The organism is Amycolatopsis palatopharyngis (assembly GCF_003385185.1).
In the GTDB taxonomy this organism is placed as follows: Bacteria; Actinomycetota; Actinomycetes; order Mycobacteriales; family Pseudonocardiaceae; genus Amycolatopsis; species Amycolatopsis palatopharyngis.
Map to the genome: position 1 here is coordinate 32,032 of NZ_PQHZ01000040.1, position 11,245 is coordinate 43,276.

Annotated in this window: 11 protein-coding genes; 7 read left to right on the forward strand and 4 right to left on the reverse strand. The window is 66.8% G+C overall.

The window, feature by feature from the left end; genetic code table 11:
- The first annotated feature begins 1 nt into the window (after window position 1).
- Window positions 2–436 carry a GNAT family N-acetyltransferase gene (locus D0C15_RS25090; RefSeq protein ID WP_116050102.1) on the forward strand — a complete coding sequence of 145 codons (435 nt, stop codon included), beginning with the start codon at window positions 2–4 and terminating at the stop codon, window positions 434–436.
- 31 nt (window positions 437–467) lie between these two features.
- Here the strand turns inward: D0C15_RS25090 and D0C15_RS25095 are convergent, their stop codons facing one another.
- Complete coding sequence (locus D0C15_RS25095; RefSeq protein WP_116050105.1) at window positions 468–1,013, reverse strand: YbhB/YbcL family Raf kinase inhibitor-like protein; 546 nt, start codon at window positions 1,011–1,013, stop codon at window positions 468–470.
- A 192-nt stretch (window positions 1,014–1,205) separates the two neighbouring features.
- Between D0C15_RS25095 and D0C15_RS25100 the strand changes: the two genes are divergently transcribed.
- From D0C15_RS25100 to D0C15_RS25120, 5 genes are all read left to right on the forward strand, one after another.
- On the forward strand, window positions 1,206–1,973 hold the full coding sequence (locus tag D0C15_RS25100; protein ID WP_116050108.1) for a DUF4097 family beta strand repeat-containing protein: 768 nt from the start codon (window positions 1,206–1,208) through the stop codon (window positions 1,971–1,973).
- A gap of 168 nt (window positions 1,974–2,141) precedes the next feature.
- Window positions 2,142–4,028: a molecular chaperone DnaK gene (gene dnaK / locus D0C15_RS25105; RefSeq protein WP_116050111.1), complete on the forward strand. Its 1,887-nt coding sequence runs from the start codon at window positions 2,142–2,144 to the stop codon at window positions 4,026–4,028.
- The gene (gene grpE / locus D0C15_RS25110) at window positions 4,025–4,786 is read left to right on the forward strand and encodes a nucleotide exchange factor GrpE (protein ID WP_116050113.1); all 762 of its coding nucleotides are present in this window, start codon (window positions 4,025–4,027) and stop codon (window positions 4,784–4,786) included. Before dnaK ends, grpE begins: the two co-directional genes overlap by 4 nt.
- A gap of 21 nt (window positions 4,787–4,807) precedes the next feature.
- Window positions 4,808–6,001, forward strand: a complete 1,194-nt coding sequence (gene dnaJ, locus D0C15_RS25115) for a molecular chaperone DnaJ (protein WP_116050117.1) — start codon at window positions 4,808–4,810, stop codon at window positions 5,999–6,001.
- Window positions 6,002–6,006: 5 nt separating this feature from the next.
- The gene (locus tag D0C15_RS25120) at window positions 6,007–6,450 is read left to right on the forward strand and encodes a heat shock protein transcriptional repressor HspR (protein WP_116050190.1); all 444 of its coding nucleotides are present in this window, start codon (window positions 6,007–6,009) and stop codon (window positions 6,448–6,450) included.
- A 26-nt stretch (window positions 6,451–6,476) separates the two neighbouring features.
- On the opposite strand, the gene D0C15_RS25125 is transcribed toward D0C15_RS25120, so the two are convergent.
- The 3 genes from D0C15_RS25125 to D0C15_RS25135 form a co-directional block, all read right to left on the reverse strand.
- Complete coding sequence (locus tag D0C15_RS25125) at window positions 6,477–8,183, reverse strand: BCCT family transporter (protein ID WP_116050120.1); 1,707 nt, start codon at window positions 8,181–8,183, stop codon at window positions 6,477–6,479.
- Window positions 8,184–8,320: 137 nt separating this feature from the next.
- Complete coding sequence (locus D0C15_RS25130; RefSeq protein WP_116050122.1) at window positions 8,321–9,019, reverse strand: dienelactone hydrolase family protein; 699 nt, start codon at window positions 9,017–9,019, stop codon at window positions 8,321–8,323.
- A 140-nt stretch (window positions 9,020–9,159) separates the two neighbouring features.
- The gene (locus tag D0C15_RS25135) at window positions 9,160–10,335 is read right to left on the reverse strand and encodes a globin domain-containing protein (RefSeq protein ID WP_162830252.1); all 1,176 of its coding nucleotides are present in this window, start codon (window positions 10,333–10,335) and stop codon (window positions 9,160–9,162) included.
- A gap of 390 nt (window positions 10,336–10,725) precedes the next feature.
- Here D0C15_RS25135 and D0C15_RS25140 point away from each other — a divergent pair, with 390 nt between their 5' ends.
- Window positions 10,726–11,223: a MarR family winged helix-turn-helix transcriptional regulator gene (locus D0C15_RS25140; protein ID WP_116050128.1), complete on the forward strand. Its 498-nt coding sequence runs from the start codon at window positions 10,726–10,728 to the stop codon at window positions 11,221–11,223.
- Window positions 11,224–11,245: the final 22 nt, after the last annotated feature.

The window sequence follows — 11,245 nt, forward strand, 5'->3', positions numbered from 1 at the left end:
CATGCGAAGGGTTGAAGGGGACTACGAGCTCGACGACGACCCGGCCAGGGTGGACATCGACGCACTCTGGGCGTTCCTGTCCACGGAGCCGTACTGGGGCCGCTGGCGCGACCGCGCACATGTGGAGGCGCAGTTGCGTGACGCGTGGCGTGTGGTGGCGGCGTACCGGGCGAACACCGGCAGGATGGTCGGTTTCGCGCGAGCTTTCTCCGATGGAGTGGCAAGCGCTTATCTGGCCGACGTCTACGTGGAGCGCACCGCACGAGGCCACGGTCTAGGGGCCGCCCTCGTGCGCGAGATGATCGACAACGGCCCCGGCGCCGACTTCCGGTGGATGCTGCACACCGACGACGCGCATGGTCTGTACGGAAAGTTCGGTTTCCGCGAACCTGACCGGACCTATCTGGAGCGTCCGGCCAGGCGTGCGGAGGGATAGCGGCTCAGTACCTCTGTGCTGTGGCCGGGTGTCAGCCCTTGTTCTCGTAGACCGGGACCAGGGTGGCCCTGCCGAGGGTGTGGCCGAACATGTTGAACCCGAGGAACGCCGGGGTCGCGTCCTCGCTGACGCCCAACGTCTCCACGTCGAGTGCGTGCACGACGAAGAAGTAGCGGTGTGGCCCGTGCCCGGGGGGCGGTGCGGCGCCGAGGTACTGGGTGACCCCGCCGTCGCATTTGAGGGTGATGGCGCCCTGCGGGAGGTCGGACCCGCTGACGCTGCCCGCGCCCGCGGGCAGTTCGGTGGTCGAGGCGGGCAGATCGAACACGGCCCAGTGCCAGAATCCGCTCGCGGTCGGTGCGTCCGGGTCGAAACAGGTCACCGCGAAGCTCCTGGTGCCCTCCGGGAAGCCCGACCAGGTCAGGTGCGGGGACACGTCCTCGCCGCCCGCGCCGAAGATGCCGGAGAGCTGGCGGGTGGGCAGCGTGGCGCCGTCGGCGATGTCGTCGCTGCGCAAGGTGAAACTCGGCACCGAGGGCAGGAAGTCATAGGGGTTGGGCGGCTGGGACGTGGACATGGAGCCTCCTGAACGTGACGTCACCTTCGCCGATCAGGCTAGTGCTGATCACTCGGCGACACAGGCCGGTGCCTTCTGGGGTGCGGGTAGGGGCAGCCTCAGGGTCGAATCGGGGGTTCACCCGGATGACCTGGCACGGCCGGAGCCTTAGCGTTCAGGTGGCCGGAAAGTTGAACTGGGAGGACGCAGATCATGGGGCGTACGGGGTTGGCGATCGGCGGGGTCGCGATGATCGGTATCGGGGTCAGCTTCGCGTTCGGTCTGTGGTCCTACGCCACCGCGGAGGCCACGGACGAGGTCGGCGGGGTGAACCAGGTACTGATCGACAACGACTCCGGCAATGTCGCGATCCGGGTGGGCGACGTGCGATCGACGACCGTGCACCAGCGCTTCGAGTACCGCTGGGGCGAGCCCGACGGGTCCATCTCGGTCGACGAAGGCAAGCTCGAACTCGGTGACTGCGGGTCGTGGTGCTCGGTCGACTACGACGTCGTCGTGCCCGAGGGCACTGAGATCAGTGGCACGGTGCAGTCCGGCGACCTCGAACTGACGGGGGTGGCCTCCGCGGAGGTGGACGCCGCGTCCGGTGACGTGACCGTGCGACAGGTCGCCGGTCCGGTACGGGTGGTCACGAGTTCGGGCGACGTACGGCTCAACGACATCGGCGGCCCGGTGGATGCCGAGCTCAGCTCGGGAGATCTCACCGGCGAGGGACTGCGCGGGCCGGTGGACGCGCAAGTCTCCTCCGGGAACATCAGGTTGGTCATGATGGTGCCGCAGAGTGTGACCGCCGACGCGAGCAGCGGTGACATCCACCTCACCGTGCCGGATCAGCCGTACCGCCTCGAGGGCGACAGCGACAGCGGCGACCGCACCATCGGCGTCGCGCAGTCCCGCGATTCCCGGCACACGCTGCGGCTGGACGCGGCGAGTGGCGATGTGACCGTACGCACATCCTGACCGCGGGAACACAGCTCCGAGGTCGTACGTTGGATCGGCAAGAAGGTTGAGTGCTACCGGCTCAAGTCTGGTTTGACCCAAGTAGGATCTCGGGATAAGACTTGAGTAGGGCCCGCTCAATGCGGATGTATGCCCGCAGCTCAGAGACAGACAACAGGAGGAACACCCATGGCGCGAGCGGTCGGCATCGACCTCGGTACGACCAACTCGGTCGTCGCCGTCCTGGAGGGCGGCGAGCCGACGGTCATCGCCAACTCGGAAGGTTCCCGGACGACCCCGTCCGTCGTCGCCTTCGCCAAGAACGGCGAAGTGCTGACCGGGCAGTCGGCGAAGAACCAGGCGGTCACCAACGTGGACCGCACCATCAGGTCGGTCAAGCGGCATATCGGCACCGACTGGAACAACGAGATCGACGACAAGACGTACACGCCGCAGGAGATCAGCGCGCGAGTGCTGATGAAGCTCAAGCGTGACGCCGAGTCCTACCTCGGCGAGGACGTCACCGACGCGGTGATCACCGTCCCCGCGTACTTCGAGGACGCGCAGCGGCAGGCCACCAAGGAGGCGGGCCAGATCGCCGGCCTGAACGTCCTGCGCATCGTCAACGAGCCCACCGCGGCCGCGCTGGCGTATGGCCTGGACAAGGGCGAGAAGGAACAGACCATCCTGGTCTTCGACCTCGGTGGCGGCACCTTCGACGTCTCGCTGCTGGAAATCGGCGAGGGCGTCGTCGAGGTGCGTGCGACCAGCGGTGACAACCACCTCGGTGGTGACGACTGGGACGAGCGGATCGTCACCTGGCTGGTGGACAAGTTCAAGGCGTCCCAGGGCATCGACCTGACCAAGGACAAGATGGCCCTGCAGCGTATCCGCGAGGCCGCGGAGAAGGCGAAGATCGAGCTGTCCAGCTCGAACAGCGCCAACATCAACCTGCCGTACATCACGGTGGACGCGGACAAGAACCCGCTGTTCCTGGACGAGACCCTGTCCCGTGCGGAGTTCCAGCGGATCACCTCCGACCTGCTGGACCGCACGAAGGCCCCGTTCAACAACGTGGTCCGGGACGCTGGCATCTCGGTCGGCGAGATCGACCACGTGGTGCTCGTCGGTGGTTCCACCCGGATGCCGGCCGTGGCCGACCTGGTCAAGGAACTGACCGGCGGTCGCGACGCGAACAAGGGCGTGAACCCGGATGAGGTCGTCGCGGTCGGCGCCGCGCTGCAGGCCGGTGTGCTCAAGGGCGAGGTCAAGGACGTCCTGCTGCTCGACGTGACCCCGCTGTCGCTGGGCATCGAGACCAAGGGCGGCGTCTTCACCAAGCTCATCGAGCGCAACACCACGATCCCGACAAAGCGCTCGGAGATCTTCTCCACCGCGGACGACAACCAGCCCTCGGTGCAGATCCAGGTCTTCCAGGGTGAGCGCGAGATCGCGGCGCACAACAAGAAGCTCGGCATGTTCGAGCTGACCGGGCTGCCCCCCGCGCCGCGCGGTGTCCCGCAGATCGAGGTCACCTTCGACATCGACGCGAACGGCATCGTGCACGTGCTGGCCAAGGACCTCGGCACGAACAAGGAACAGTCGATGACCATCACCGGTGGCTCCGCGCTGCCGAAGGAGGACATCGACCGGATGGTCAAGGACGCCGAGGCGCACGCCGAGGAGGACAAGACCCGCCGCGAGGAGGCCGAGACCCGCAACCAGGCGGAGACGCTCGTCTACCAGACCGAGAAGTTCGTCAAGGACAACGACGAGAAGCTGCCCGAGGAACTCAAGGGCAAGGTCAAGACGGCGATCGACGAGGCAAACGAGGCGCTCAAGGGCACCGACACCGGCGCCATCCGGGACTCCATCGAGAAGCTGAACACGGCTTCCCAGGAGCTTGCCACCTCGCTGTACGCGGAGACCGGCGCCGAGGGTGCCGAAGGCGCCGCGGGTGCCGCGGGTGCTGCCGGTGGCGAGTCCGGCGGGTCGGCGAAGGCGGATGACGACGTGGTCGACGCCGAGATCGTGGACGACGCAGCCGACGAGAAGTCTGAGGGCGACAAGAAGTGACTCCTAGGCACGAGGACACCGAGCAGCAGGACTTCCAGGAGCCGGTGGTCGTGCGGGATCGGCGCAAGATCGACCCGGAGACCGGCGAACTGCGCAGGCAGCCGGTCGTGGAGGAAGCCCAGGAGGTGCCCGCGGCGATGGGCACCGGCGGGCCCTCCGCGGGTCCCGGCGCCGGCGAGTCCACCGTGGACGAATCGGTGGCTCCGGCCTCCGACGTCGAGCAGCAGCTGGCCGAGCGCACCGCCGACCTGCAGCGGATCCAGGCGGAGTACGCCAACTACCGCAAGCGGGTGGAGCGGGACCGTGAGTCCGTGCTCACCGGGGCGAAGGCGTCACTGGTCGGCGACCTGCTCCCGTTGCTGGACGACCTGGAGCGTGCCGAGTCGCATGGCGACCTCACGGGCGCGTTCAAGGCGGTCGGCGACAAGCTGATCAGCAGCTTGGAGCGAGCCGGTCTCGAGTCGTTCGGTGCCGAGGGCGAGCCCTTCGACCCGAGCGTGCACGAGGCGGTGCAGCACAGCACCTCGCCCGATGTGGCCGGGCCGACGGTGACCACGGTGCTCCGGCGCGGCTACAAGTTCGGCGATCGGGTGTTGCGTGCCGCTCTGGTCGGGGTCACCGACCACGAGTCGGACGCCGCACAGTCGCCGATCGATCCCCCTGTGGAGGGCGAGTTGCCCCTCGAAGGTGGAGTAGACGGCACGGCGGGCGCAGCGGGCACAGCCGAGCAGTCGTCGAATGAGAACCCGCAGCAGTAGGCAGGAAGGAGGGGACGCCCGATGAGCGCGAGGGAATGGATCGGTAAGGACTTCTACCGTGAGTTGGGCGTCTCCTCCGACGCCACGGCGGACGAGATCAAGAAGGCGTACCGCAAGCTGGCCAGGGAAAACCATCCCGACGCCAATCCGGGCAACACCGAGGCAGAGACGAAGTTCAAGGCGGTCTCGGAGGCCTACGGTGTGCTGTCCGAACCGGCGAAGCGCAAGGAGTACGACGAGGCGCGGCAGATGTTCGGCTCCGGCAACCCCGGTGGCTTCGGTTTCCCCGGAGCAGGCGGGCCAGGCGGACCGGGCGGTGGCAGCTTCGACTTCGGCGACATCTTCGGTGCGGGCCAGACCGCGGGCCAGGCAGGTGGCCTCGGCGGGCTGGGAGACATGCTCGGCAACCTTTTCGGGCGCCGTGGCGCGCCGGGCGCGACCGCGGGTCGTGGACAGCGTGGGTCCGACGTCGAGACCGACGTTCGTATCGACTTCACCGAGGCGGTGCGCGGTGCCACGCTGCCACTGCGACTGTCCAGTCCGGCCGGATGCACCACGTGTGGCGGGAACGGCGCGCGGCCCGGTACTTCGCCGCGTATGTGTTCGACATGCGGCGGGTCGGGCCTGGTCAACCGCAGCCAGGGAGCGTTCGCGTTCTCCGAGCCGTGCCGTGACTGCCGGGGCCGGGGCCTGATCATCGACAGCCCGTGCCCGGAGTGCGGTGGCGACGGCATCAGCACCAGGACTCGTACCCTCACGGTCCGTATCCCGGCAGGTGTCGACGACAACCAGCGGATCCGTATCGCCGGCCAGGGTGAGCCCGGCCGGGGTGGCGCTCCTGCCGGCGACCTTTTCGTCCGGGTGCACGTGGCGCCGCATCCGGTGTTCGGCCGCTCGGGCAACGACCTGACGATCACCGTCCCGGTGAGCTACCCCGAACTGGCACTCGGTGGCACGATCACAGTGCCGACACTGGACAGCAAGGTCACGCTCAAGATCCCGGCGGGCACGGCGAGCGGCCGCGTACTCCGGGCGCGTGGCAAGGGGATCGTCAAACGGGACGGAACCACGGGCGACCTGTTGGTGACGCTGCAGGTGGCGATCCCGGCGAAGGTCGAGGACAACGCCCGCGAAGCACTTGAGCGATATGCCGAAGCGGCCGCACAGCACGACCCGCGGCCGGAGATCACCGAAATGCTCCGCGACAGGAGTTGATGTCGATGTTCGGATCGGGACCGCAGGGTGGTTTTCCGCACGGCGCTGACGAGGACACACCGGTCTTCGTGATCTCGGTGGCCGCGCAGTTGTCCGGGTTGCACGCGCAGACTCTCCGCTCGTACGACCGGCTCGGTCTCGTTTCGCCGGGCCGGACGTCCGGCGGAGGGCGCCGTTACTCGATGCGGGATATCGCGATGCTGCGCGAGGTGCAACGACTGTCTCAAGAGGACGGTGTCAACCTCGCCGGGATCAAGCGGATCATCGAACTGGAGAACCGGGTCGATGCCCTGCGGTCCAGGATGGCCGAATTGACAGAAGAGTTGTCGGCGGCATACGCCGCGGCCGAACAGGCGGCCGCGGCGGTGCACGCCTCCTATCGCAAGGACCTGGTACCAGTACGCCAGCGCTCCGCGCTTGTCGTTTGGAAGCCGCGCGACCGCCGCTGACACTTACCGCCGAGGCGCCAGCGAGCTCACCCGACGGACTCGGTGCCTGCCGATTCCTTTTCCCTCGCGCGCCGCTTCGACGCCCGTCGAGGTGGCAGGAGTTCTTCCTCGGTCACGTCGTGGCGCAGTGCCCGCACCAGGCAGTACATCATCATGAACGCGATGAGGAAGAACGGTAGCCCGAGCACTGTGATGACTTGTTCCAGTGCCTGCAACGCTTCCTGGCCGGTAGCCGCGATCAGGGTCGCCGCGACGACACCCTCGAGCAGCGCCCAGAACACGCGCTGGCGCACCGGAGGGTTGACGGCGTTACCGGAGGTCAACATGTCCACCACCAGCGACGCCGAGTCCGACGAGGTAGTAAAGAAGATCACCACGATGAGCACTGCCATCGCCATGAGGAACTCGGACGCGGGGAAGTTTGCCAGGAAGGCGAACAGCGCCGCCGCCGTGTCACCTTCCTGAACGACCGGCCCGACGAGCGAGCCCGGGTCGTCCCACTCGATGTTGATCGCGGACAGGCCGAACACGCTGAACCAGATGATGCTGAAGGCGGTCGGCGCACCGAGCACACCGATCACGAACTGCCGGATCGTGCGGCCCTTCGAGATGCGGGCAACGAAGATTCCGACGAACGGTGCCCAGGTGATCGTCCACGCCCAGTAGAAGACGGTCCATCCGCCCTGCCAGCCCCATTCGTCAGCGGGCAGGGTGTCGTTCCAGAACGACAGCGGGACGAGGTGGCTGAGGTAGATCCCCGTCGTCTCGATCACGCCGCGGAGCAGATAGATCGTGGAACCGGCGAACAGGATGAACAGGAGCAGGCCGACCGCCATCCAGATGTTGATGTTGGACAGCCACTTGATGCCCTTGTCCAGGCCGAGAACGACCGAGATGGTCGCGATCACGGTGACGATCGCGATGATCGAGATCTGCGCGGCAGCACCGATCTCGATACCGAAGAGCCCGTTCAGACCACTGTTGATCTGCAAGGTGCCGAGCCCGATCGAGACCGCGACACCGAAGATCGTGCCGATGACGGCCGCGATGTCGATCGCCTTGCCGATCGGCCCGTTGATCCGGTCACCGAGCAATGGGTGGAAGATCGAGCTCACCCGGAAGGGCAGTCCCCTGCGGTAGGCGAAGTAGGCGAACGCCAGCGCGGGCAGCGTGAAGATCGCCCAGGTGTGCAACCCGAAGTGATAGAGGGTGAAGCCCAGCGCCTCGCTGGCCGCCTGCTCGCTCAGCGGCGCCCCGGACCCCGGGGGAACGGTGATGCCGGTGAGCCTTTCGGCGAACTCGGGTTGCGTCATCGTCCCGTCGCTGAGTGCCCCGACCTCGCTGTTCACGCCGCTGAGTGGTGGGTTCGCGAAGTGGTTGATGGGTTCGGCGACACCCCAGAACATCAGAATCGTGCCGATTCCCGCAGCGAACAGCATGCCGAACCAGGTCACGTTGCTGTATTCGGGCTTGGCTTCCTTGCCGCCGAGCCGCACATTGCCGTACCGGCTCGCGGCGATCCAGAGCAGGAAGATGAGGAACGACGTCACGCCGAGGATGTAGAACCAGCCGAGGTTCGACTTGATCGCGTCCGATGCGGACCCGAAGGCCGAGTCCACATCGTCGGTGAACAGGATCGACACCGCGACGAAGATGAATGTGAGCCCGGCGGAGGTGAAGAAAATGGCCGGATTGGTCTTCAACCCCAATGCCCGTTGCAGCTTCTCCAGCATCCCCAGTTCTCCCTCCGTGTGGCTCCGGGAAGTTAACTGTGGGGCGTACGCGCTGTCAACGACTGACCGCGTTTTGCTACCAGTGGGTTGATGTTGGCCTTCTTGTGGCAAAGATGCGGCGCGAGCTGCGTGAGCCGCTATGCCAGGTGCTTGCCGAAGAAGTCGTGAACGCGCCGCCAGGCGTCCTCACTGGACTCGTGGTGGTAGCCGAAGCCGGCGATCTTGGCGAGCCGGTTGAGTGGGCCGAGTGGCAGCCGGTTGGCGAAGCTGTGGCCTGCCGCCGGGTACTCCTTCACGTCGTGTGGAATCCCCCGTTCCGTCAGCGCTGCTTCCAGTTTCACGGCGGCGCCGCGCAGCGTGACGTCCTTCTTACCGAAACTCGCGACGATCGGGCAAGCGCCGTCGAGAACGGACATATCCTTCGGCAGCATTCCGTAGTAGGGCGCCGAGGCGTCGAATTCGCCGGCAGCTGCCACGAGTGCGAAGCCGCCGCCCATGCAGAAGCCGACAACGCCGACCTTGCCGGTGCAGTCCGCCCGCGCGGCGAGGACCTGTCGCGCCGCTTCGAGATCGTCGTAGGCCCGGCCGCGGCCGGCCAGCATGTCGCTGAACACCGATTTTATGCAGCGCAGTCGTCCGCCCCTGGAGTACAGGTCGGGAACGATCGCGAGATAGCCGGCTCTGGCGAATCGGTCGGCGATGCCGCGGGCGTCCTGGCCGATGCCGAGCGCGTCGTGCACGAGGACCACACCAGGAATGGGTGCCTGCCCCGTCGCGTCCGGTACGGCGAGATGGCCGTCTATCGCCCCGTCCGCGACGGGAATCCGGATCTGCATGCGGCGGAGACTACCGGGCGGTAAGTTCTTCGGCCAGCTTCAACGGGGTGGCCACCGCGAACTCGTGGAGCTAGCGCTTGCCGGTTCCATCTCAGGCTGGGTTCTTGTTGCGGTGCTTCGCGTGGCTTTACGTAGCCATCTCAGTCGATTGTGAACGGGTCGTACCGGATTTGGTCCAGCGCCGTGCCTGCCACCAGCATTCGCGACACGGTCGCGCGGATCATCGCTGGCGAGCCCGCGACCAGCACGTCGTGGTTCGGCCACGCGCCGTGTCGGGTCACGGCGTCCGCCAGTGTTCCGTGCTCGCAGCCCGGCAGTCCCGCGCCGCGCTCCACCACGGGCACGACGCTCAACCAGGGGTTGGTCGAGGCGAGCATCCGCAGCTGTTCGAGGTCGTACAGATCTTCCCTGGTCTGGCCGCCGTAGAACAGTTTCACGCGCGGGTTTATCGCCCACTGCGCGAGATCGTCGAGGATCGACCGCAGGGGCGCCACACCGGTACCGCCCGCCAACATCAGCACATCCCTGCCGGACTCCCGGTCGACATTCATCCGCCCCAGGGGCGGACCGATGCGCCAGACGTCGCCGCCCTGCGTGTGACTCACGATGGCGCGCGAGACCCAGCCGCCGTCGACCGCGCGTACGTGGAACTCCAGAGATCCGTCTGGGCGCGGCGCGTTGGCAGGTGAGAGATACCGCCACAGCCGTGGACGCTGGGGCACTTCAACGCTCATGTACTGCCCCGGCTCGAACGGCACCGGGTACTCGGGCTCCACCCGGACCAGCGAGAGGTCCCAGGTCAGCCTGCGATGTTCGGCGACCGTCGCATTCCAGAACGGCGGGTTGTCGTCCGAATCGGCCGAAGCCTGCATCGCCCTGGCGATAATCGTGTAGGCCTCGGCCCACGCGCGTTCGACCTGCGGGGTCCAGTCCGGTCCCAGCTGCCGCTTGATGGCGGCCAGCAGGGCGGTGCCGACTGCCTCGTAGTGCCCGGAGACCACCCCGAACTTGCGGTGGTCGCGGCCGAGCTGGCGGAGGAACGGTGCGAGGTCGTCCGGCCGGTCGACCATCTGCACGATGTGTACCAGCGCCCGTACCAGCCTGCCGCGCTGGACCTCCATGTTGATCGGAAAGAAGTCCCGGGTCGCAGGAGCCAGGGTGAAGAGCATGCCGTAGAAGAACTGGGAGATCTCCGGCGTGTAGGGCTCAGCTATCGCCCACGTGTCCCTGATCAACTGGACCATCGCGGTTACGGCGGGCGGCGCCTCCCGCGGCGCGGCAGACCGGGGGACAGGGCTGACGGCGTCTGCTGTCATTACTCTCCGGTCCCGGTGTCATCCTCTGCGTCTCGACGGCGTCCCGGTATCCGAGAGCAGGATGTGCTCAAGGTGCCAGGCTTGCGCTTCCGATTATTCACGAACGGGTGACCGCCGCCGTCACTCCAGTCATCGGCAGGTCAGTGACCCACCTTGACCCTTGAAACTTCATGAATATTCCACCTTTCGGATAACGCATCTCGCACAACATATGTCGCCGATCGCTCATGCGGTAGACGCTGCCCGAGTTGTCCGCGCGGGTTGCTCCGGTCGGGTGGTGTACAGCGGGTAACCGCGTGCGCGAGCTCACTCAGCGTGTATTTGCGCCACGCAACTAACCAGGGTTAAAGTTGCATAGGGCAAGTAAGTAATTTCAGGCTGGAGGTTGCTGTGAACGCGGCCGACGAGGCGAGCCTCGAGCTGATTCGCCAGCTCAGAACCTCAGGCCAGCTCCAGCATGCCTGGACGGCGCAGCTCTGGCAGGCCGATATCGGGCCGCACCCGGCTGCGGCGGCCCTGCTCGCCGAGCTGCACCGCTGTGGCGAGATCCGGCCATCCGAACTGGCCAGGCGCAGGATGATCGACCTCTCCGTGGTGAGCAGGCAGATCACCCAGCTCACCGGTGCGGGACTGGTCGAACGCAGACCAGCTCCGGAGGACGGGCGAGCGGCGCTGGTCCGGGTTTCCGAACGGGGAGAGCAGGAACTGGCGCGCTGGCGCCGCCTGCACCTCGACCTCTTCCGCAGGGCGCTGGACGGCTGGGCGGAACAGGACGTGCGAGCGCTGGCCGAGCGGCTCGGCGCCGTCAATGCGGACCTGCGTGCCGTGCTGGCCGGTCGCGAGGACCCGCAACCGCTGCCCGCCCGCTACGGACAAGACACGGAGTGAGAAAGAGAATGCACAACGGGAC

Excerpts from the sequence above, each read along its gene's own strand:
- D0C15_RS25090 (WP_116050102.1), top strand. The coding sequence starts at position 2 with ATGCGAAGGGTTGAAGGGGACTACGAGCTCGACGACGACCCGGCCAGG.
- D0C15_RS25095 (WP_116050105.1), bottom strand. The coding sequence starts at position 1,013 with ATGTCCACGTCCCAGCCGCCCAACCCCTATGACTTCCTGCCCTCGGTG.
- D0C15_RS25100 (WP_116050108.1), top strand. The coding sequence starts at position 1,206 with ATGGGGCGTACGGGGTTGGCGATCGGCGGGGTCGCGATGATCGGTATC.
- dnaK (WP_116050111.1), top strand. The coding sequence starts at position 2,142 with ATGGCGCGAGCGGTCGGCATCGACCTCGGTACGACCAACTCGGTCGTC.
- dnaJ (WP_116050117.1), top strand. The coding sequence starts at position 4,808 with ATGAGCGCGAGGGAATGGATCGGTAAGGACTTCTACCGTGAGTTGGGC.
- D0C15_RS25120 (WP_116050190.1), top strand. The coding sequence starts at position 6,007 with ATGTTCGGATCGGGACCGCAGGGTGGTTTTCCGCACGGCGCTGACGAG.
- D0C15_RS25125 (WP_116050120.1), bottom strand. The coding sequence starts at position 8,183 with ATGCTGGAGAAGCTGCAACGGGCATTGGGGTTGAAGACCAATCCGGCC.
- D0C15_RS25130 (WP_116050122.1), bottom strand. The coding sequence starts at position 9,019 with ATGCAGATCCGGATTCCCGTCGCGGACGGGGCGATAGACGGCCATCTC.
- D0C15_RS25135 (WP_162830252.1), bottom strand. The coding sequence starts at position 10,335 with ATGACAGCAGACGCCGTCAGCCCTGTCCCCCGGTCTGCCGCGCCGCGG.